The 21,461-nt window shown below is 71.1% G+C and carries 16 protein-coding genes; 10 read left to right on the plus strand and 6 right to left on the minus strand.

Annotation, left to right across the window (positions count from 1 at the left end):
* Window positions 1-45: 45 nt before the first annotated feature.
* The 3 genes from AB0I69_RS39295 to AB0I69_RS39305 all read right to left on the minus strand — a co-directional run bounded on the left by AB0I69_RS39295 (window position 46) and on the right by AB0I69_RS39305 (window position 3,285).
* Window positions 46-1,584 carry a GMC family oxidoreductase N-terminal domain-containing protein gene (locus AB0I69_RS39295; RefSeq protein WP_363100552.1) on the minus strand — a complete coding sequence of 513 codons (1,539 nt, stop codon included), beginning with the start codon at window positions 1,582-1,584 and terminating at the stop codon, window positions 46-48.
* Window positions 1,585-1,681: 97 nt separating this feature from the next.
* Complete coding sequence (locus AB0I69_RS39300; protein WP_363100553.1) at window positions 1,682-2,560, minus strand: LLM class F420-dependent oxidoreductase; 879 nt, start codon at window positions 2,558-2,560, stop codon at window positions 1,682-1,684.
* A gap of 173 nt (window positions 2,561-2,733) precedes the next feature.
* The gene (locus tag AB0I69_RS39305) at window positions 2,734-3,285 is read right to left on the minus strand and encodes a DUF308 domain-containing protein (RefSeq protein WP_363100554.1); all 552 of its coding nucleotides are present in this window, start codon (window positions 3,283-3,285) and stop codon (window positions 2,734-2,736) included.
* A gap of 233 nt (window positions 3,286-3,518) precedes the next feature.
* Here AB0I69_RS39305 and AB0I69_RS39310 point away from each other — a divergent pair, with 233 nt between their 5' ends.
* From AB0I69_RS39310 to AB0I69_RS39335, 6 genes are all read left to right on the plus strand, one after another.
* Window positions 3,519-6,014, plus strand: coding sequence for a lysylphosphatidylglycerol synthase transmembrane domain-containing protein (locus AB0I69_RS39310; RefSeq protein ID WP_363100555.1), 2,496 nt, complete (start codon window positions 3,519-3,521; stop codon window positions 6,012-6,014).
* A 161-nt stretch (window positions 6,015-6,175) separates the two neighbouring features.
* Window positions 6,176-8,860, plus strand: a complete 2,685-nt coding sequence (locus AB0I69_RS39315; RefSeq protein WP_363100556.1) for a LuxR family transcriptional regulator — start codon at window positions 6,176-6,178, stop codon at window positions 8,858-8,860.
* A gap of 131 nt (window positions 8,861-8,991) precedes the next feature.
* On the plus strand, window positions 8,992-11,631 hold the full coding sequence (locus AB0I69_RS39320) for an AAA family ATPase (RefSeq protein ID WP_363100557.1): 2,640 nt from the start codon (window positions 8,992-8,994) through the stop codon (window positions 11,629-11,631).
* 102 nt (window positions 11,632-11,733) lie between these two features.
* Window positions 11,734-12,387, plus strand: a complete 654-nt coding sequence (locus AB0I69_RS39325; protein WP_363100558.1) for a BON domain-containing protein — start codon at window positions 11,734-11,736, stop codon at window positions 12,385-12,387.
* Window positions 12,388-12,420: 33 nt separating this feature from the next.
* Window positions 12,421-12,681, plus strand: coding sequence for a hypothetical protein (locus AB0I69_RS39330; RefSeq protein ID WP_363100559.1), 261 nt, complete (start codon window positions 12,421-12,423; stop codon window positions 12,679-12,681).
* Window positions 12,682-12,744: 63 nt separating this feature from the next.
* Window positions 12,745-13,218, plus strand: coding sequence for an SsgA family sporulation/cell division regulator (locus tag AB0I69_RS39335; protein WP_363100560.1), 474 nt, complete (start codon window positions 12,745-12,747; stop codon window positions 13,216-13,218).
* A 67-nt stretch (window positions 13,219-13,285) separates the two neighbouring features.
* On the opposite strand, the gene AB0I69_RS39340 is transcribed toward AB0I69_RS39335, so the two are convergent.
* Window positions 13,286-13,594 (minus strand): WhiB family transcriptional regulator, encoded by a 309-nt coding sequence (locus AB0I69_RS39340; RefSeq protein ID WP_363100561.1) that lies wholly within the window; start codon window positions 13,592-13,594, stop codon window positions 13,286-13,288.
* 65 nt (window positions 13,595-13,659) lie between these two features.
* On the minus strand, window positions 13,660-14,148 hold the full coding sequence (locus tag AB0I69_RS39345; protein ID WP_363100562.1) for a DUF1003 domain-containing protein: 489 nt from the start codon (window positions 14,146-14,148) through the stop codon (window positions 13,660-13,662).
* 242 nt (window positions 14,149-14,390) lie between these two features.
* Between AB0I69_RS39345 and AB0I69_RS39350 the strand changes: the two genes are divergently transcribed.
* The 3 genes from AB0I69_RS39350 to AB0I69_RS39360 all read left to right on the plus strand — a co-directional run bounded on the left by AB0I69_RS39350 (window position 14,391) and on the right by AB0I69_RS39360 (window position 19,215).
* Complete coding sequence (locus AB0I69_RS39350; protein WP_363100563.1) at window positions 14,391-14,867, plus strand: hypothetical protein; 477 nt, start codon at window positions 14,391-14,393, stop codon at window positions 14,865-14,867.
* 265 nt (window positions 14,868-15,132) lie between these two features.
* On the plus strand, window positions 15,133-17,973 hold the full coding sequence (locus AB0I69_RS39355; RefSeq protein WP_363100564.1) for an AAA family ATPase: 2,841 nt from the start codon (window positions 15,133-15,135) through the stop codon (window positions 17,971-17,973).
* Window positions 17,974-17,985: 12 nt separating this feature from the next.
* Window positions 17,986-19,215, plus strand: a complete 1,230-nt coding sequence (locus AB0I69_RS39360) for a helix-turn-helix domain-containing protein (protein ID WP_363100565.1) — start codon at window positions 17,986-17,988, stop codon at window positions 19,213-19,215.
* A 228-nt stretch (window positions 19,216-19,443) separates the two neighbouring features.
* Here the strand turns inward: AB0I69_RS39360 and AB0I69_RS39365 are convergent, their stop codons facing one another.
* The gene (locus tag AB0I69_RS39365; protein WP_363100566.1) at window positions 19,444-20,439 is read right to left on the minus strand and encodes a phospholipase D-like domain-containing protein; all 996 of its coding nucleotides are present in this window, start codon (window positions 20,437-20,439) and stop codon (window positions 19,444-19,446) included.
* A gap of 352 nt (window positions 20,440-20,791) precedes the next feature.
* Here AB0I69_RS39365 and AB0I69_RS39370 point away from each other — a divergent pair, with 352 nt between their 5' ends.
* Window positions 20,792-21,322, plus strand: a complete 531-nt coding sequence (locus tag AB0I69_RS39370; RefSeq protein WP_363100567.1) for an FABP family protein — start codon at window positions 20,792-20,794, stop codon at window positions 21,320-21,322.
* Window positions 21,323-21,461: the final 139 nt, after the last annotated feature.

Raw genomic sequence — 21,461 nt, forward strand, 5'->3', positions numbered from 1 at the left:
CTCCTCGTGTCCGGGACCTTTCGTGTCAGGCGGCGCCAGGTGGCGTCAACTCCCGTACACCCGGCGGGCGATGTGCTCCGCGATCATGATGGTGGTCGCGTTGGTCACGGTCGACGGAACCTCGGGCATGATCGACGCGTCGACCACCCGCAGCCCCGCCAGCCCGTGCACCGCCCCCGACGCGTCGACGACGGCCCACTCGTCCCCGGGCCCGCCCATGGGCGCGGTCGAGGTCGGGTGGCCGTAGGTGGCGATTCCGGTCGCGATCGCCGCCTCAAGCTCCTCGTCGCTGCGTACGGCGTCGCCCGGAACGAGCTCGGCGGCCACCGCACCCGCGAACGGTGCCGTGCTCGCCAGACGGCGTACGAGCCGCACGCCCTCCAGCATCCGGCTGCGGTCCCTGGCCGTCGCGAGGAAGTTGTTGTCGATGACCGGAGCCGCGTGGGGATCACGGCTGGCCAGCCGTACCGAGCCGCGCGACTCCGGCCGGGTGACGGCCGCGGCGAGGAGGACCGCCCCGCCCGTGGGGCTGAACGAGCCGTCCGGCAGATGGGTCGCGACGATGCCGAGGTCCAGCTCACCGGCGTGTGCCTCGCGCGAGGCGAGCCACAGATGGGCCCCGAAGGCGGACGTCAGGGTCTGGTGCTCGGGAGCGAGAGCGAACAGCGAGTGGAAGAAGGGGTGATCCTGCAGCCGGCGACCGACCGGGAGATCGGCGACCACGTCGATACCGAGCGCCCGCAGGTCCTCGGCCGGGCCGACGCCGGAGCGCAGCAGGATGGCCGGGCTGCCGTAACTCCCCGCGGAGAGCACCACTTCACCGGCCTGGAAGACGGTGCCCGACGCATCCACGACACCTCGCGCCACGCCGTCCTCGATGATCACCCTGTCGATCGTGACGTCGCTCAGCACCGTCAGGTTGGGGCGGCTGCGCACCCGCGGTGTCAGATACACCAGGGCGGAGTTCTGACGCACCTCGTCGACGATGTTGACCGGGTAGCCGCCGGTGCCGTCCTGCCGCGCGCCGTTGAAGTCGTCGTTGCGCCGGAACCCCAGCTCCGCCGCGCTGTCCACGAACCCCCGTAGCGAGGACGTGAGTTCCTCGTACGTCCACTGCCGAACAGGGAAGGGTCCGGTACGGCCGTGATGGGCGTCGTCGCCGGTCGGCGTGTTCTCCATGTCCCTGAACGTCGGGAGGACTTCGTCGTACGACCAGCCCTTGATCCCGTAACGCTCGCCCCAGGCGGCGAAGTCCGCAGCCCGCGCCCGGATCGCCACACCCGCGTTCACCGCGGAACTGCCGCCCATGGCCCGGCCGCGCGGCGCGGGAATGCTCGGAGCGCGGTCGGTGGCACGTGCGGTGTAGCCCCAGTCGTGGTCCGGGTCGGCCAGGACGTGCGGGGTCGACAGTCCCTCGGGGATCCGGTCGGCGGGGTAGTCCGGGCCCGCCTCGATCAACAGGACCGTGCGCTCCGGATCCTCGCTGAGCCTGGCGGCGAGAACGGCACCGGCGGAACCTCCGCCGACGATGACGACATCGGCTCCTTGTGCGGGGCGTTCGGGGTGTTCGCTCGTGATGGTCATGTGTGTCGTCTCCTCACATCGATATGTACATGCTTTAGCAAGCAAATAAAACGGCGTTGGTTTTCGCCAACGAGCAGTGGGCGGTGTGCTGTGTGCGTCAGATGCTCAGTGCTTCCGGTACGAGGCGCTCGCCCAGCAGTCGTAGCGCGGCGTGCTGGTCGGTGCCGCGGATCGGGCCGATGACGTGGTCGATGCCGATGTGGTCCAGTCGGCGCAGTTCCGTGAGCAAGCTCCGGATGTTCTCGCCGTACGCGCCGGGGTCGAGGGGGAGCAGGACCGTCTTCTCGATCTCGGCGTAGTCGCGCCCGACGTCGTCGCAGTGCCGGCGGAGCACGTCGAGTTTGTGCTGGAGGTCGGGTCCGTGGAAGAGGTTGCAGGCGTCCGCGTACTCCGCGACGAGCCGGAGTGTCTTCCGCTCTCCGGATCCGCCGATCAGGATCGGTGGGTGGGGTCGCCGTACGGTGCCGGGGGAGTTGAGGGTGCGCTCAAGTCGGTAGTACCGGCCTTCGAAGGGTTTCTCGTCGTCGCTCCACATCTGCAGGCAGATCCGGAGAGTCTCCTCAAGCCGCTCGAACCGCTCCGCGACCGGAGGAAAAGGCAGGCCGAGCCCGCGCGCCTCGGCGAGGTTGAAGCCGGCTCCGACGCCGATGCCCAGGGCGGCGCGGCCCTCGGAGAGAACGTCGAGCGTGGTGATCATCTTGGCCAGCAGGCCTGGTTCGCGGTAGCCGACCGAGGTCACCAGGGCGAGCAGTTCCGCACGTTCGGTGGACGCGGCCAGGTAGCCGAGCGTGGTGTACGCCTCCAGCATCTCCTGCTCGGAGGCGCCCACGATGCCGATCTGGAAGAGGTGATCCATGACGGCGATGCGGGTGAAGCCGAACTCCTCCGCCGTACGGGCCAGTCGGGCCACATGGCGTGCGATGCCTGTCGGGCCGCCGGGCCGGGTGAAATCCGCGATGGCGATGCCGAGGTTCATGCGGGCCTTCCGTCGTGTGAACCGCTGGATCGATCGCCATCGAGTATGCCCGGGTCAATATGTGCTTTGTCAAGCAAGGAAATGAAGTGCAAGGTGATCGATTCCCACTCGGCCGGTGCCGCGTGGCGCCGTTTTTGCTGGTCGGCGCCACGCGGCTGTCCGCCGCCGAAGTCCTAGACGCCGACCGGCTGGCGCCGGCTCTGGTCGGTTCGGTGGCGCCGCTCCTCGAACGAGGCGAAGACCGCCGAGACGCCGTAGACGAGGCTGAACAGGCCGAAGACCGTGGCGAGTGAGGCCGCGCCGATGTCCGGGCGGACGAACAGCGAGAACGCGAAGACGATCGCCACCGCGCCGGTCAGCAGGAACAGGGTCCGCTCTCCGGCGCTCTCGCCGCGTTGGAAGGCCAGGCCTATCTCCATGGCACCGGTCGTCAGTGCCCAGGCGGCGATCCAGATGGTGAGCACGAGAGCCGTGATGCCGGGCCACGCCAGCGCGACCACACCGGACACCAACGAGAGCAGGGCGAGCAGCAGCCAGCCGAGGACTGGTCCGACCCTGTCGCCGGCGAAGGCGCGGGCACTGTCCGTCGCCGCGGTCATGAACGCGTAGACGGCGAAGAGGATGACGAAGGCGCCGACGGTGATGCCGGGCCAGGCGACGGAGACGACGCCGAGGGCGACGGCCAGCAGACCGCGGGCGAGCAGTACGTTGGGTGAACTGAGCATGGTCACCTTCCACATACGAGGGTGTCGCCTCGTTCTTCGCCCGAGGCCGGGTTCGCCACGAAGGCTAGAATCGCGCCTCCCCGCCGCGATCTGTCATACGACTGCATCCGCTACTTCCTTACTCCTCTACGGTCGTCACATGAAGCGGTGCAGCCATCTGACGGATGCGTGCGCCGCGTTCAGGCGAGAAGATCGGTACCTTCCGGCTTTCGGCCTGTCGACGAGGAGCCGACGTGACCAAAGGGATCGACGCCGTCGCCGCGGCGGAGGGCTCCCCGGCTCCGGTGATCGATGTTCCGCCCCGGCGGACCGTTCGCAGGGCGGTCGATCTGTGGCGGCTGCTGGTCTCCCTGGCCGTGCTCGTGGTGACGGTGCTGCTGGCCGTCGCGACACGCGCATTCGTCCGCGCGGCACAACAGGGCCTGCTCAGCACGGCGACCGCACTCCCTCCGGCGCTACGGGACGCTCTCGTGGGGACGGTGCAGGCCGTCGCCATGCTCGCGCCGCTCGTCGCCCTGGTGGTGTGGTGCGTACGGCGGCGGGCCGAGCCGGTGCTACGGGTCCTGCCCGCGGCACTGTTGGGCGCGCTCGGCGCGTGGTCGCTCACGCACCTGGCGTTGGTGCGCGGCAGACCGGACGCGTGGCCGGGGGTGCTGGAAGGCCGGGACGGTCTGGTGCAGGCGGGCTGGCCGTCGGCCGTGTACCTGGCGGCCTGCGCGGCGGCGGTCGTCGCGGCCGGGCCGTGGCTGGGGGCGCGTCCGCGACGGGCGCTGTGGTTCCTGACCGTCGCCTGCGCCGTGCTGAGCGTTGCCGCCGCCGCGATCGTGCCGTTGGACGCCGTCGCCGCACTCGCCATGGGCGGCGCGGCCGGCTCGGCCGTGCTGCTGCTGGCCGGGGCTCCCGCCGACCGCCCGACGGCGCGGGCGGTCGCCGACGCCCTTGTCGCCTCCGGGATTTCGGTCGCCACCCTGACCGAACTGCCCGCGGCCGAGCAGGTGCCGGGGGAGGGGACCATCTACCGGGCCGCGACCACCGGCGATTCCCGGCTGGCGGTGCGGGTGCTCGCCGCCGAGGACCACAACCGTGATCTGTTCCACCGGCTCGCCCGGCGGACGCTGCTGCGCCACCCCGGCGAGGCGACCGCCCAGCCACCGCTCGGAGCCGCCGAGCACGAACTGCTGATGCTCGTCTTCGCGGCCCGCACGGGCGCCCGGGTGGACGAACCCGTGATGGCGTATCCGGTGGCCGGGGGCGGCGCGCTCGTGGCCACCGTCGACCAGGACGCCCGAGCGCTGTCCGCGCTGCCGGACGAGGAGTTGACCGATCACCTCCTCACCGGGGTGTGGACCTCCGTGGCCCGGCTCCAGGAACACCGGCTGGGACATGGGGCGTTGCGCCCGGAGCACATCCTCGTCGAACCGGGCGGCGGGAGCCGGCTCTCCGCGTTCGCGCGCGGCCGGCTCAACGCTCCGCCCGAGGTACTGGGCAGCGACCTCGCCGAACTGCTGGCCACGACCGCGGTACGGGTCGGGCCCCGGCGCGCCACCGCGTGCGCACTGGCAGGCCTGGGGCCTGAACTGTTGGCGACCGCGCTGCCGTACCTGCAACCGCTCGCGCTGATGGGGTCAGCGCGGCGTGCGGTCGCCCGGTACGACCTGGCCCGCGTCCGGGCGGCCAGGGAGACGGCCGGGCGGCGGACGCTGCGCGCCGGCGGCCGGCCCAGCCTGCTGCACGATCTCGCCGCCGAAGTCTCAACAGCCAGTGGAACCAAGGCAGTTCCGCTCGCGCATCTGGCGCGGTTCACATGGAAGAGCGCCCTGGGTCTGGTGGGCGCGTTTCTGGTGCTCCACCTCGTGTTGCCGCAGTTGGCCAACGCGCCCGCGGCCCTCGACGCGCTGCGGGACGCCAACTGGTGGTGGGTGCTCGCGGTGCTGCCCATCACCTTCCTCTCGCAGGCGTTCTCGACCTTCCTGCAGCAGGGCACCATCCCGGACCGGCTGCCGTTCGGCGCCACGTACCAGGTGCAGTTCGCCAGCTCGTTCCTCAACCGGATCACCCCGAGCAACGTGGGCGGCATGGCGCTCAACCTGCGCTACCTGCAGAAGACGGGGATCGAGACCGGTGCCGCCTCGGCCTCCGTCGGGCTGCAGAGCCTGGCCGGTGCGCTGTCCAACACCGTTGTCGCCGCCGTCTTCTTCGCCTCGGCGGGACGACGCCACGCCGGAGTGCACCTGGATCTGTCCGCGGGCCGCTATCTGCTGTGGGCCATCGCCCTGGCGCTCGCCGCCGGGGGCCTGCTCGCCTTCACCCCGCCCGGCCGTCGCTTCCTGCACGACAAGGTGTGGCCGTTCCTGCGTGCGGCGGGGTCGACCGTCGCCGGGCTCGCGACCGAACCCGCCAAGGTCGCCGTCGGCGTCATCGGCGCTCTCGGACTGCCCCTCATCCAGGTCGTCGGCCTGGCCATGAGCCTGCACGCGCTGGGCGGCGGCCTTCCCTTCGTCCAGGTCGGCGCCGTCTACATGGCGGCCCGGCTGATCGCCAACGCGGCCCCTGTACCGGGCGGACTGGGCGCACTGGAGGCCGGCCTCATCGCCGGCCTGACGACGCTCGGCGTGCCGGCCGGCGCCGCCACCTCGGCGGTCCTCGTCTACCGGCTGCTCACGTTCTGGCTGAACGTCCCGCTCGGCGCCCTCGCCCTGAACGTGGTGCAGCGCCGAGGGTACGTGTGACGGGTCAGCCGATACGGCGGCCACAGCGCACCCGCGTGTCAGGGGCGCCGTAGCACCGCCGTGTGGTTCCAGGTGCAGTCGTATGACGCAAGCCCCGCCGCCGCGGCTTGCCTACGCTGGGCACCGGGAAGACGTGGGCGAACTGGACACTGGGGAGACACGTGGACGAACCCGGGCTCCTCGGCCGCGACGATCAGCTGAGGATCCTCCAGGAGTTGCTGGGAAGGCTGCCCGATGCCGGTGGCGCCCTGGCAGTGAAGGGCGGCCCGGGCAGCGGCAAGTCCGCGTTGCTGCGGGCCGCGGCAGAACGCGCCCGCACCGCCGGATGGCAGACCCTGGAGGTGGTCGCGCGCTCGTACGACACACCGTTCAGCGGTCTACGGGAGTTGCTGCGGCCGGTGCTCGGCACGGTGGACGCGCTGCCCGCGGGACAGGCCGGGATCCTGCGGTCCGCCCTCGGGACCGGTTCCGGGCCGGCGCCGGAGACCTTCAAGGTGGCCCTGGCCGCGTTCAACCTGATCACCGCGAAGGCGGCCGAGCAGCCCGTGGTGCTGATCCTCGACGACGTGGAGCGGCTCGACGAGCCCACCCGGGACGTGGTGGTGTTCATCGCGCGCAGGGCGAGCGACAATCCGGTCGTCGTCCTCGGGGCACTCCGCAGGACCCGGGACCGGGCGGGTGTGCCCGTACTGGACGTGCCGGCGCTCGACGAGCCGTCGGCACGGCGGCTGCTGGCCCGCCATGCGGCCACGCTGCCTCCCGCCGTCCGGGAACGGATCCTCGGGGAGGCGCTCGGCAACCCGCTCGCGCTGGTCCAACTCCCCGCAGCCTGGCGCCCCACGGAAGCGCCCGGCTCGTGGACCCACCTGCCGGTGAACTCCACGCTGGCGACAGCGTTCGCGGCCGGGCTCGGCGCATTGCCGTCGCCGGCCCGGGACGCCCTGCTGGTCGCGGCCGTCGACCGGGTCGGAGACCTCTCGGAGATCCTGGCCGCCGCCTCCGCCCTGGCCGGACGCGCTGTCGCGGTGGACTTCCTCGACAGCGCCGTCGAGGCCTCGTTGATACGGCTCGACAGGACGACACTCCGCTTCCTCCACCCCGTGGTCCGATGCGCGGTACTGGAGGCGGAGACCCCGGCCCGCCGACAGGCCGCCGACGCCGCCATGGCGCGGGTACTGGCCGAGCACCCGGACCGGCGCGCCTGGCATCGCGCCCAGTCCGTCGACGGCCCCGACGACGAGATCGCGGACGAACTGGCGGACGTCCACACCTCGTTGCTCCGGCGACACGGAGCCGTCGCGGCCGTCCGGGCGCTCGAACGATCGGCGCAGCTCACCACCGACTCGGCCACCCGGGGACACCGCCTGCTGGGAGCGGCCGAGCACGCGCACGGCCTCGGCCGCACGCACCTTGCCCACTCCCTGCTGGACACGGCGGAACGTCAGGAACTCAGCGCCGCGAACCGGGCGAAGGCCTGGTGGCTACGGGACGCCACGGACACGGAACCGCGGCCAGGACCGGCCAGGACACCACCGCGGGACATCGCCGGGTTGTCGGCGGGCGACCCCGACCTGGCTCTCGATCTGTTGCTGAGCGCGGCACTCCGGGCAGACAGGACCGGTGCGGGTCCCGCTGCGCGCGCCGACATCGTCGACGCCGCCCAGCGGTTGACGGACACGAGCGACCCACGCCACATCGCGGCCCTGGCGCTGACCGAACCCGTCCTGCACGGCCGGGTGGCGGCCGACCGGCTGCCGTCGAGCGAGACGGTCTGGTACCGCCCCGACGTCGACGCGCTCCGGCTGTTCGGCATGGCCGCGCACGCGATCGGCGATCCGGTCCGCGCCGTCGACCTGCTCGGCCGGGCGGAACCCGTCCTTCGCGAACAGGGCCGACTGGGCCTGCTGGCCGAGACCCTCCTCACAGAAGCGGCCGACCTGCTGCTGCTCGGGGACTGGCCGCGCGCCGCTCAACTCACCGAAGAATCACGCCGGATCGTCGCCGACACCCAGCAGCCGGCCCTGGTCGCCGCGCTGGCCGGCACGGACGCGGTCGCCGCCGCACTGCGCGGACAGGCCGTGCGCGCGCGGGAGTCGGCCGACCCGGTGACCGCACGCCGGCGCACCGAACTCGCCCCGACGCTGAGGCTGGCCCGTGGCCTGGCAAGGCTCGGCGAGGGACGCCACCGCGAGGCGTACGAAGAGCTGCGGCCGCTTGTCGACCAGCCGTACGAGGGCCTGCGCCGGCAGGGCTTCGCCGCGGTGATGCCGTTCGCCATGGCAGCGGACCGAGGCAACAGCCGTCATGACGCCGCGCACATCCTCGCGGGCCTTGAGGAAGCGGCCCGGGTGACTCCCGCTCCACTGCTGCACGTCCAACTGCCGTACGCCCGAGCTGTGTTGGCCCCCGACGCGGCGGCCGAGGAACTGTACCTGGTCGCGTTGGGCCAGGACCTGACCCGCTGGCCGCTGGTCAAGGCGCGGACGGAACACGCGTACGGGCAGTGGCTGCGGCGGCGCCGTCAGGCCGCTCGGTCGCGCACGATGCTGCTCTCGGCGCGGACCGCCTTCGATCTCGTCGGAGCCTCCGACTGGGCGGGCCACAACGCGGCAACGGCCGACCACCCGCTGCCGTCCGTCGCCGAACTGCTCTCGCCTCAGGAGACCTTGATCGTCCGGCTCGCCGCCGAAGGCCTCTCCAACCGGGAGATCGCGGAACGGCTGTATCTGTCGCACCGCACGGTCGCGGCACACCTGTACAGAGCCTTCCCCAAGCTCGGCATCACCTCACGCGGCGAACTGGCACCGCTGTTGAAGCTGCCGGAGCCGACCACGAGCGACCGCTGAGAGCAACGCCCGTCGCACCGCGGATGGGTGAACGGGAGCAGTCGAACGACGCAAGCCGTCGACGGTGCGGCGTGATTAGCGTGGAGTTCCAAGGGAGTTGACACAGAGTCAAGAAGGCCATGGGTGCGGCGATGCTGATCGGAAGGGAGCGGGAGATCGCCGTACTGGAAAGGCTCCTCGAATCTGCGCCGCCGAGCGGTGCGGTGCTCCTGATGATCGGGGAACCGGGCATCGGCAAGTCATCGCTGCTGCGTGCGGCGGCGGCCAGGGGGCGGGCCCGTGGGTTCCGGGTCCTCCGGCTGGTCGGCGTCGAGTGCGAGGCGACGTTTCCCTTCGCCGGCCTGCACCAACTGGTCGGTCCCGTGCTCGACCACGTGTCGCTGCTGCCACGGCACGAGAGAGAGGCACTGCTGACCGCGTTCGGGCTGGCCGACGGGCCGCCGCCGGAGCCGTTCCTGATCGAGCTGGCGGTCGTCGACCTGCTCGCGGCCGTGGCGGCGGAGCGACCCGTGCTGGTGCTGGCCGACGACGTGCAGTGGCTGGATCCGCAGTCGCACGAAGCGCTGACGTTCCTCGGACAGCGGGTGGCCGGGCCCGTGGTGATCGTCGCCGTGCTGCGCCGTGGCCACACCGGCCCCTTCCTCGACGCCGGTTTTCCACGGCTGACCGTGGACGGCGTGGACGACGACGCGGCAGCGCGGATCCTGTCCGCCCATGCGCCTGGCCTCGGTCCGGCCGAGCAACGGCGCATCCGCCGGGAGGCGTTGGGCAATCCACTGGCCCTGCGCGAGCTGCCGATCGCGATGGCGGGCCTGCCCTCCGGCGGACTGGGGCCGCTGACCCTGTCCGACCGGCTGGAGCACACGTTCGCCGGGCGCGGGGCCGAACTGCCCTCGGCCACCCGGGACGCTCTGCTCCTCGCGGCCGTCGACCCGGCGGGCGACCTCGCCGAGGTCATCGCCGGGACATCGGCCCTGCGCGGCGAGCCGGTCCCTCCTGAAGTGTTCGATCCGGCGCGGGCCGCAGGACTGGTGACCGTGAGCGAGAACAGGGTCGTGTTTCTGCACCCGCTGATGCGGTCGGGACTCCTGCAGGCCGAAGGCCAGGCCCGGCGCCGGTCGGCGCACCGGGTGCTGGCCCGCACGCTGGACGACGCGTACCGGCGGACCTGGCACCGCGCGCAGTCCATCGTGGGGCCCGACGACCGGATCGCCGACGCTCTGGAGGCCAATGCCGCGCAGGCACTGAGCCGGGGGGCGGTCATCGCGGCGATCCACGCCCTTGAGCGGTCGGCACAGCTGACGAGCTGGTCGGCGCTGCGCGGGCACCGGCTGCTGATGGCCGCCGGGCACGCGTTCGGAATGGGCCGGGACGACCTTGTCCACGGGTTGCTGCAGTCGGCCGCCAGGACCGACCTGACCGACCTGGACCGGGCACGCAGGGAATGGCTCGGCGAGATGTTCGACCACGGCATCCCCAGGGACGAGGCCCGTGTGTACGAGTTGTGCGACATCGCCGTCCGGTCCGCCCGCGCCGACCCCGGCCTGGCGCTCGACATGCTCCTGATGGCGGCCTTCCGCTGCCACATCTCCGACACCGGGCCGGCCGCCCGGGCGCGGGTGGTCGCCTGCGCCGACCGGCTGCCCGAGACGGCGGGCGACCCGCGCCATCTCGCGACCCTGGCGATGGCGGAACCCCTCCTGCGCGCCCGGCAGGTCGTCGAAGCACTGACCCGGACGGCCCCCGGCGACGACGGGGACGCACTCCGGGTCATGGGCATGGCCGCACACGTCGTCGGGCACCTCGCTCTGGCATCCGAACTGCTGGACCGCTCCGAGGAGATACTGCGCCGGCAGGGCCGCCTGGGACTGCTGTCGCATGTGCTGACCATCCAGGCGCTGACGCACGTGCTGCGCGGCGAACTGGGCCGGGCGGCCGACGCGGCGGAGGAGGGAAAGCGGCTGGCGGCACAGACGGGGCAGCGACTCTGGGAGACGGGAACGCTGGTGTGCGACGTCCTGTTGAAAGCGTTCGTCGGCGATGCGCGGGAGGTCCTACGGCGGGCCGCCGAGGCCGAACTGCACGAGGCCCGCGGTCGGAACGCGATGCTGTCGCTGCTTCAACTCGCCCGCGGACTGGTGTTGTTGGCAGCCGGGCGGAACCGGGACGCCTACCGGACGTTGCGCGCGGTCTTCGATCTGGCCGATCCCAGCTTCCACCGGGCCGAGCGGTTCGTCAGCCTGATGTTCCTCGCGGACGCGGCCGTCCGCGCCGGACACCGCGAGGACGCCCGCGAACTGGTCGCGGAACTGGAGTCGGTCGCCCAGGCGTCGCCGTCGCCGATACAGCACATCAACCTGTCGTACGCCCGCGCGGTCCTGGCCGCCGACGAGGACGCCGAGGACTTCTACCTGGCGGCGCTGCGACAGGATCTGTCCCACTGGCCCTATGCCCGCGCGAAGGTCGAGCTGGCGTACGGCTCCTGGCTGCGCGGCCAGGGACGGGTCCAGGAGGCGCGGTCGCTGCTGACCTCGGCGCAGTCCGCCTTCGACCGGATCGGCGCGCTCCCGTCCGGTGACGAGGCACGACTCGAACTGCGGGCGACGGGCGCCCCGGTCGAGTGGCCCGAGTCGTCCGCGGAGCGATGGAGGCAGATCACCGAGCTGTCCGCCCTGAGACTTTCCGACGACGAGATCGCCGAACGGCTCTGCCTGCGCAAGGCAGTTGTGGCGATGTACCGGGACCGGACACGGCCCGACACCCCGCGGTGACGACATCGCGGCAGTCGGATGACTCAAGCCCGGCGACGGGGCCTCCGGCAGCATGACACGGGTGATCCGCCTCAGCTTTCACCGGAACGGAAGGATCCCCCGATGAGCAGGACAAAGGACATTCGCCAGTCGGTCGAGGCGGAACTCGTCTTCGATCCGCTGGTGGACTCGACGGACATCACCGTGCACAACCTGGGCGGTGAAGTAAGGCTCACCGGCACCGTCCCGAGCTACCTCCAGTACCTGGAAGCCGCCACCGCCGCACAGCGCATGGCGGGCGTCACCAAGGTCCACAACAACCTTGAGGTGGTGCTGCCGACCGCACACGAGCGCGACGACACGACGCTGGCGGAGACGGCGAACACCGTGCTGCGCATCACCATCGCCGTGCCGGCCGGCGTCGAGGCGACCGCCGTCCACGGCAACGTGACGTTGAACGGTGTCGTCCGGTACGGCTCCGAGCGGCAGGCCGCGGAGCGGACGGTCGCCGGACTCGCGGGGGTCCGCGGCATCAAGAACAAGATCGAGATCTCCGACGACGCCGACCCGGTCGACGTCACCCTCCTCGTCTCGGACGCGCTGGACCGCAACGCGCTGATCCTCGACGACAGCGAAGTCGACGTCACCACCAACGCGAACACGGTGATCCTCACCGGCCATGTCCGCACGTGGGCGGAGCACGACGCCGTGCTCGCGGCCGCCTGGATGGCCCCGGGCGTCTACGACGTGCGCGACGACGTGTACATCACCGGCTGACGCCCGACAGCGTCCCGACCGAGAGGCACCGCGATGCCCGACGCAACTCGATCCACGAAGAAGGGCACCGGCCGTTTCCGCGAGCCGGCCGCCGAACTCGAACACCTGCTGCGGGACGCACTCGCACTGGTCGCCGGCACGAAGGCGGTCACCCGCACACCTTCCGACCACCACCGGTCCCACGACGCCCCGCGCCACCGGCTCGCCCGCTCCACGGCCCACCTGCTCGGCTACGCACTGCTCGGCTACATCGTCGTCCACCAGCGACGGAGCCTGAAGAACCAGGCCGGCTGACGAGGTCGCCGGGGCGCAGCTCACGCGCCCCGGCGCAGACCAGCGGAGAAAGGGAGGAGCTGGATGTCCCGCTCGCACAACGAACCGGCCAGGGACGCACGTTCACATTCCGGGGAGCGGGACTGCGCGGAACTCTCCCTGACGATGTGGCGGCACGTGTCCCCGCACGAGTCACTGCCGATCCACGCCCGCTTCGGCTACGACCGCACCGAGCCCCTCGAAGTGCGCGTCGCATTCCTCAACGACGTCGGCGGCGCCGTCACCTGGGTGCTCTCACGGGAGCTGCTCATGGCGGGCCTGCACCGGCCGAGCGGTGACGGCGACGTACGGATCTGGCCGCCATGCCCGCGTCACGGCGGGGACAGCCTCTGGCTCCTGCTCCGGGGACGGACCGGCGCCGCACTCCTCGAAGGCGGTGTCGCGCCCTTGCGTGCCTGGCTCGGAGAGACGCTCAGGGCTGTTCCCTTCGGTGCCGAAGGCCTCGCGATGGACTGGGACGAGGTCATCGCCCACGTTCTGGCACCGGGGGACCGCTGACGGTTCTACGGTGCCCGGTGGGGTGCGAGCGCCAGGACGATGTGATCGTGCCACGGGCACCGGACGGTCACTCGTTCCGTTCTCCCCGTGACTCCGACGCCGGCGTGCGGGGCCGCAGTTGCCGAAGCGCTCTGCGTTCGCCCTCGGACATGCCGCCCCAGACGCCGTACGGTTCAGGGCCGCTCATCGCGGTCCAGGCGCAGGCCTCGATCACGAGGCAACGCCCGCACACGGCCCGGGCCTTCTTCTCGCGCGTCCGCTTCTGGGTGCCGCGCTCCCCGGACGGGGAGAAGAAGACGGAGCTGTCCATCCCCCGGCAGAGTGCGTGCTGTTGCCAGTCCCAGTAGGTGACGAGAGGGCGATGTCGAGGGATCATGTCGATCCTCCCAGTGACAGGTATCCGGTACGGGCCATCGTCATCGCAGGGTCGGCGGCGCGGCTTCAGTCGATTGGCTGATTGGCGGTCGGTATCCGACCGGAGCCGTTCATTTTCGCCCGGTTCTGCGCCAGGAGGATTTTGACGTCCTGCTCGACCTGCTCGGCCGCGACTCCGAGGGCATGTCCCATGTGGGCCGCCCACACTTCGGAGCGGATATTGGTCTCGAAGTCGAGGTCGGCGCGGACCGTCTCGCGGATCGCCTGGCGGTTCTGGCTCACCATCACGAAGGTGGACAGGAAGATCGCCTCAAGGCTGACGATCATGGTGAGCAGTCCGAAAGGGTAGGGGTCCCAGATCGCGGAGTGGCCGAACAGCCCCTCATTGAAGGTGATCCAGACCGTGAACCACACCGCGTGGAGATAGACGAACTGCATGGTCCCGGCGAACGTCGTGATCGCGTCCGCGATCCGGTCCTGGGTCCCGCGCATCCGCGCGAGAACGGCCTGCTCGTTCGGAAGGCGTATGTCCAACCCATTGATTCCAGGGGCCACGGGCACTCCTTGATCCGCTGTTCACGAGAGATGCCCGTCAGCGTACGGACGGGACGGGCGCCTTCCTTGGGTCAATCGACTGCGGGCGAGGCCACATCCGCGTGCGTGTCCGTACGCCGTTCATTGCGTCGATTGACCGAAGCGGGTCGGGCGGCGCGACGGAAGAGTGACGGCAGCTCAGGTATGCAGGTCAGTACGTCGCGTCACCGAGCAGCACACATCCGTCAAGGAAAGGGATCACCATGTCGGACCCGACGCCGCAGAAGAACCAGGTGCCCGGCACCACCTCGGACGGCCCCGCCGGCCGTCTCGCCGAGCTCTCGCAGAAGGCCCAGGAAGCCCAGCGGACCGTGGCGGCAAGTGTCGCGGAGGACCGGCAGAAGCTGTCCGCCGCGGTGGCCGACGCGAAGGACAGGGCCGAACAGGGCGCGCAGAGGCTGCAGTCGAGTGGGGAACGGGCGAAGGCGAACGTCACCGGATCCTGGAACCAGGTGCAGACCTCGTGGCAGGACCATGTGGACTCGGTCCGCACCAAGCTGGAGGAACGCAAGGCCGAGCGCGATGTGAAGCGTCTGCAGAACGCTGCCGACGATGCCGAGGACTACGCCGCGGACGCCGTCGACTTCGCCATCGCGGCCGTGGAGGAGGCCGAGTACGCGACGCTGGACGCGGTGCTGGCAAGGGTGGAGGCGGACGAAGCGGCCGACGCCGTGCAGTAGGCGGCTGCCGACGCACCTGCGGGTGCGAGCGGCTGGACGGCCGGGCAGCGGGTTGTGGGAGGACACCCACGGCCCGCTGTTCCTGTCGCGCCGGTACGGCGCGGTGGTGTGACCGGCCACTGCCGTCGGCGCCGAATGCTGTGGCCGGGAACATCGACCTCCACCCCTCGATCAGCGACGATCTTGCTGTCGAGCGACAGTACGCACTTCTCTCTCGCCGACCCGATATATTTCTTTCGGCAAGCAATTTGATGGAGGGAAGTCGGTGACCTCACGGGCTGGAGCGGACCTGGTCGGTCGCACGGCCGAGCTGGAACTGCTGGACTCGGTGTTGGCAGGGCGTGACGGGGACTGTCCCGGCCTGCTGCTGCGCGGCGGCCCGGGAGTGGGGAAGACCGCACTGCTGGATGCCGCCGGGGCACGGGCCGTAGCCGCCGGAATGCGCGTACTGCGGGCCTCCGCCGTGGAGTTCGAGGCCGAGATGGACTTCTCGGCGCTGCATCAGCTGCTCTACCCGCTGCGCCGTCACGCCGACCGGCTCGCCCGCCATCATCGCGACGTCATCGACCGGATCTTCGGTCTCGCGCCGGGACCGCTGCCGAACCCGCTGGCCGCTTCGACGGCGGTGCTCGCCCTGCTCGGCGAGGCCACCGTCGAGCGCCCGCTGCTGATGATTGCCGACGACGCGCACTGGGTCGACCGCGCCAGCGCGACCGTACTGGGCTTCGTCGTGCGCAGGATCAGCGACGATCCGATCGTGTTCCTGCCCACCGTGCGGACCGGTGCGGACAGTTTCTGCGCCCAACTCGACCTGCGCATGGGCGAGATCGGGCCGTTGGCGGAGCGGGCGGCTGCCGAGTTGCTGGACGTCGGCTGGCCCGAACTGGGGCCGTCGGTGCGACGTCGGATGCTGGCTGAGGCGGCGGGCAACCCGCTCGCGCTCCGGGAGCTGCCGAGGGCGTTGAGCAGTCGGCAGCGCTCGGGCCAGGTCTCCCTGCCCGCACTCCTGCCTCTCACCGGGCGGCTGGAGGCGGCTTTCGGCTCTGCCGTCGAAGGGCTGCCCGCGCCGACCCGGACGGCGCTGCTCATGGCCGCGCTGGATGCCGAGATCGACCCGGCGACGACCCGGACGGCCGCGCAGGACTCCACGGGCGTCGACGCGTTCGTCCCGGCGCGGGAAGCGGACCTGCTCCATGCCGACGACGCCGTCGGCCACCTCTCCTTCCGCCATCCGTTGGTCCGCGCCGCGATCGTGCACCGGGCGTCCCCCGGCGAACGCCGTCGCGCGCACCGTTCCCTGGCCGCGGCCCTGACCGACATGCCGGAGCGCCGGGCGTGGCATCTGGCCGAGGCCGCGACCGGCCCGGACGAGACGGTTGCCAGGGCGTTGGACGAAGCGGCCCTGTCCGCCTGGCGGCGCGGCATGGCGCCCGCCGCGGCGGCCCGCGCGCTGGACCGGGCGACCGTCTCCGACGGGCGGCGCATCGCCGCGTCCGCCGCCGTGGCCGCGCTCATGCGGGCCGGTGAACTCAGCCCCCATGCGGGCGACCGGTCCCGCCGACTGGTCGAAGCCGCCTATCTCGCGACCTTCACCGGCCAATTCGAAGACGTCGCACGGCTGTTGGCCGATGCCGGACAGGCCCCCGACACACCGACCGGGCTCGTCTTCGCCGCCACCGCCCACCTCCTCACCAACGACGAGGGCGACGTCGACGCCGCCTACCGCCTCCTGGCCCGGGCGCTCGACGACAACACGGCCACCGCCGAGAACGACAACTGGGACCTGTACGGCGTCCTGTACGCGCTGCTGCTCGTCAGCCTCTACACCCTCCGCCCCGAGCCGTGGCAGCTCCTCAAGACCGCGATGGCCCGCTTCGAACCGGCCACGCTGACACCGATCCGACTGTGCTACGACGCGTACGTCGACCCCACGCGCGGCTCCGACGCGTTGCGCAAGGACCTCGCCGACGCCTTCGCGGCGCTGCCTACCGACGCGGCACCCTGGGAGCTCATCCCGCTGGCCTTCGCGGCGGTCGCGATGGACGCCCTGTCGGACCACCGGTACCTGATCTCCCGCATGATCGAACGCGAACGCGACGGCGGTGCGGTCGCCATGGCCATCCCCGCGCTGATGCTGCTCTGCCACGACTCCTACGTCCACGGCCGCTGGGACGAGGCCGAAAGCCTGGCCCAGGAGGGACTGGACCTGGCGACGGTCCACGGCTACCACTTCTGGGAGCGACAGATCCGGGCCCTGCTGGCATCGGGCGCGGCCCTGCGCGGCGACGCGGACCTCGCCCGGACCCGCAGCGAGGAGACCACGACCTGGGCGGCGCCCCGCGGCATCGAGGTGACCGAGGCCTACGCCCGGTCGGCCCGCCACCTCGCGGCCATGGGGCAGGGCGACTACGAGGAGGCGCACGTCCAAGTGGGCCGGATCGATCCGCCCGGCGCACCGAGCCCCGGCATCCCGGGCCGATGGATGGTCCTGGACCTGGTCGAGGCGGCGGTCCGCACCGGCCGCAGGGACGAGGCCCGCGACCATGTCGCCGCCGCGCGGAAGGCGGGCATCCACCGGATCTCCCTCCGCACCGCGATGATCTCCGCCGGGGCCGAGGCGGTGGCCGCCGACGAGCACGAAGCAGGGCCCCTGTACGAGGCGGCGCTGTCCCTGCCCCAGGCGGCCCGCTGGCCGTGGGAGCACGCACGCATCCAGCTCGCCTACGGGCAGTGGCTGCGCCGCACCCGCGACCACCACGCCCGCCGGCATCTGAGCGCCGCTCTCGAAACCTTCGACCGGATCGGCGCGAAGGCCATGGCACAGCGGGCCCGCAACGAACTGCGCGCCACCGGCGTCGCCACCACCGCCGGACCCACCGCGCCGAACGCCGCGTTGACCGTGCAGGAACGCCAGATCGCCGAGCTGGCGGCCGTGGGCCTGACCAACAGGCAGATCGGCGAACGGCTGTTCCTGTCCCACCGCACCGTCGGCTCCCATCTGCACCGGCTGTACCCCAAGCTCGGCATCACCTCACGCGCCGCACTCCGCGCCGCCCTGGAGGCGATGAACTCCGAGTACCAGGGGCCACAGCCGGCGGTACCGTAGAAACGAGACCCCTTGAGCGGTGAGCCGGAGAAGACATTGGTCGACAAGGAGATCAGAGCCCTGGCGACCGTGCTGCTCGAACGCGTCGGGGAGCTGGCGAAGGAGATGGCGGCGCGGATCCGGGCCGGCGCGCGGGAGTACCACTACGACGCGGTGCCCGAGGAGGATCTGGAGGAGGCCTGCCGGATCCACGTCGGCAACGCCCTCCAGGCGCTCAGCGGGCAGGTACCGCTGGACACTCGGACCGCGGCCGACATAGGCCGCCGACGTGCTCGCCAGAACGTGCCGCTGCCCAGCGTGATGACTGCCTACCGCGTCGGCGTGAAGTACTTCTGGGAGGTGGTGGTCGACGAGGCCACCACAACCGCCTTGGTGGGCAACGACGTTCTGGTCGCGGCGGCCACCGCCATGTGGGAGATCCAGGACGGCATCACCGAGGGCATGGTCTCCGGATACCACGACGAGGTTGCCAGGCGGCTCCTCGCCGGCGATCAGGAACGCTCCGCGCTGGTGGAAGCGCTCCTGGAGGGCAGGAGCATGGGCGCCGATGCCGTCTGGTCCGCGGCGGAGGTCCTGCGCGTGCCGCGCGAGGGCCCGTTCACCGTGGTCGCCGCCGAAGTGCCGGGGATCGGCCGCCGGGCCCTGCCGGACATCGAGGCCCTCCTGACCCGGCGCGGCATCCGGTCCGCCTGGCGGCTGCGCCCCGATCTCCAGCTGGGCATCGTGCACCTGCGCACCCCGCGGGACCTGCCCGGCCTGGTCGAGGTGTTGCGGGACCATGCGGAGCGGCGGGTGGGGGTGAGCCCCTCCTTCGACGACCTGAACCGCACGGGCGACGCCCTGCGCTTCGCCAAGGTCGCGATGCGCGGCGGAGACGCGGAGAGCAGCGCCGTGACCGTGTTCGACGATTCGCCGCTCGCGGTCGCGACCGCCGGCGCGCCCGACGTCATGGCCCGCGTCGTCACCAAGGTCCTCGGCCCCATCGAGGCACTGCCCGCCGACGAACGCACCGTACTGCTGGACACGTTGGACGTCTGGTTCGACTGCGGCGGATCCGCCGAGGAGGCCGCCAAGCAGCTCTACGTCCACCCCAACACCGTGCGCACCCGCCTGCGCCGCATCGCCGAACGCACCGGCCGCTCGCTGACCGATCCCCGCGGCATCACCGAACTCGCCCTCGCGCTGCGCGCCGTCCGGCAGACTCCGAGGTCCCCGGCCCCGGAGTCGACCGACGGGTCCTAGGCCCTGTCGTCAAATTCCCTCCCCCACTGCCTTAAGGGCGTGGGAGGTGCCCCCAGCCGCGCGACGCCATGCACGCACTCTCGCCGCACCGGGCGCAGACCCAAGTACGTCCAGTACGAGGGTCTACGCCCGGCACTCCCCCAGCCTTCGGCCGGGGGGACCCCCAGAGCACGCACCTGACGCCGCGAGGCCGCCCTGCGGGCGACGACGGGAATTTGACGACAGGACCTAGGCGGCGGTACCGCCCGCGTAGTCGCTCTTGAACGTGGTCTCGATCGTGGTGGCGACGGACTGGGCCACCCCCGTGCCGGTGAGGATGATGCCCAACTCCCGGTTGTTGGACAGCGAGTTGCTGCTGATGTTCATCGAACCCGCCTCCACCTCCTGGGTGGACAGCCCGTAGTCGGCGACCATGGCCTTGGCGTGGATGTAGAAGCCGTTCGGGTCGGAGTAGCCGACGACGGTGCCGCCGGCCGCCTTGATCGCGGAGACCTCGCTGGAGTAGCTGGACGGGCTCTCCAGCACCACTCGTACGGTCACGCCCGCCTTCGCTCTGGCGACGATCGCGTTGACCACCGTGCTGTCGCTGAACTCCAGTTCCTCGACGTCGAGCGTCGTGGTGGCCGCGTTGATCACGGTCAGCAGACGGCTGCGGGAGTCGGTGGGGGACCAGAGCAGATGGTCGCCGTCGGTCGGGGTGATCGAGGTGCCGGCGTAGTCCGCGTTGAACACCTTCTCGATCGCGGCGACATCACGCGTGTCGTCGGTGAAGACGCCGTAGTCGCGGCCGGTCGAGTAGTACTGCGAGGTCAGATTGCCGGTCAGGACAAGCGACTTGGTGCCGTCCACCGTGATCGTCTTCTGGTGGGTGTAGACGAAGCTGGACGACGACCACACCACGCCCACGCCCGCGTTCGTCAGGGCCGTGTACGCCGAACTGTTGGCGGACTGGTGCGCGGTGTCCAGGACCACCCGCACGGTGACGCCCTTGTTCTCCAGGGCGATCAGGTCGTTGACGGCGGTGGTGTCCTCCAGCTCGTACATCGTCATGTCGAGCGAGGAGGTGGCCGAGTTGATGAAGTCGTAGATGGTCGGCTGGGTGGTGCCGGCCTGCGAGAAGGCGAAGGCGGTGTAGGTCGCGGCGTTGGCGGGGACTGCCGTGACGAAGAGGGTGGCGCCGGCTGCCAGCGCGACACCCGCGCGGCCGAGGAACGTCCTCAACATGCGTGACTCCTAGTCGAGTTGATGCCCACGTGGGGGGTGGCGGGCAGGTGCATGACACCACGCGCGTAGAACGGGGTGGAAGAGCAGCTCGGTGAACTCGGCGTTGCCTGCCGCGAGTACGGTCGGACAAAGGGGACTTCGCCCAGGTGGGGGCCGGTTCATGAGGTCCCCGCGAGTTAGCAAAAACTTCGTAGCCAGCGAATCCCGGGCCAACTGCAGCGCCTCGAAGGGGCGCGGGGAACTGCGCGCCCAGCCACGACGGCGCAGCAGTCAAACGACGGCATATCGGGGCACTGCCAGCGGAGCGCTTAAGCTGCGCCCCGACACCCGCACCAATCACAGGAGCACCCCCGTGTCCAACCCCCCATACCCCGACGCCCACCACCCGGACGAGAAACCCGCCCCCCACCCGCTCCTCACCCCCGTACTCGCCCTCCTAGGCCACTGGCACGGCCAAGGCAAGGGCGAATACCCCACGCTGGACGGCGACTTCACCTACGCGCAGGACGTCACCTTCAGCCACGACGGCCGCCCCTTCCTGCACTACGAGGCCCGAGCCTGGATCCTCGACGCCGAAGGCAAACCGCTGCGCCCCGCAGCCCGCGAGAGCGGCTGGTGGCGCCTGCAACCCGACGGCCGGATCGAGGCACTGATCACCCAGCCCACCGGCATCGCGGAGATCCTCGTAGGAAGCGCCACCGGCGACACGGTCGACCTCGCCACCCATGAGGTAGCCCTCACCCCGACCGCCAAGAAGGTCACCGCCACCCGCCGCCGCTACACCCTGACCGACGCCACCACACTCACCTTCGCCCACGACTTGGAAGCCGTAGGACAACCGCTGCAACACCACCTCGCGGCGCAGCTCCACCGCACCGGCTGAAATGAACTGATCAGCAAGCCTGTTCACGGCGTTGCTTTCCGAATATCCGATCGTTGATCTCCTCATGCAGTGAGCGGTGCCCGAGCGGCATGGAGGCGTGGATCGACAGTGGTGCCCGGCGGCCTCCCGTGGGCAGGCG

This window comes from Streptomyces sp. NPDC050508 (genome assembly GCF_040655155.1).
Lineage (GTDB): Bacteria > Actinomycetota > Actinomycetes > Streptomycetales > Streptomycetaceae > Streptomyces.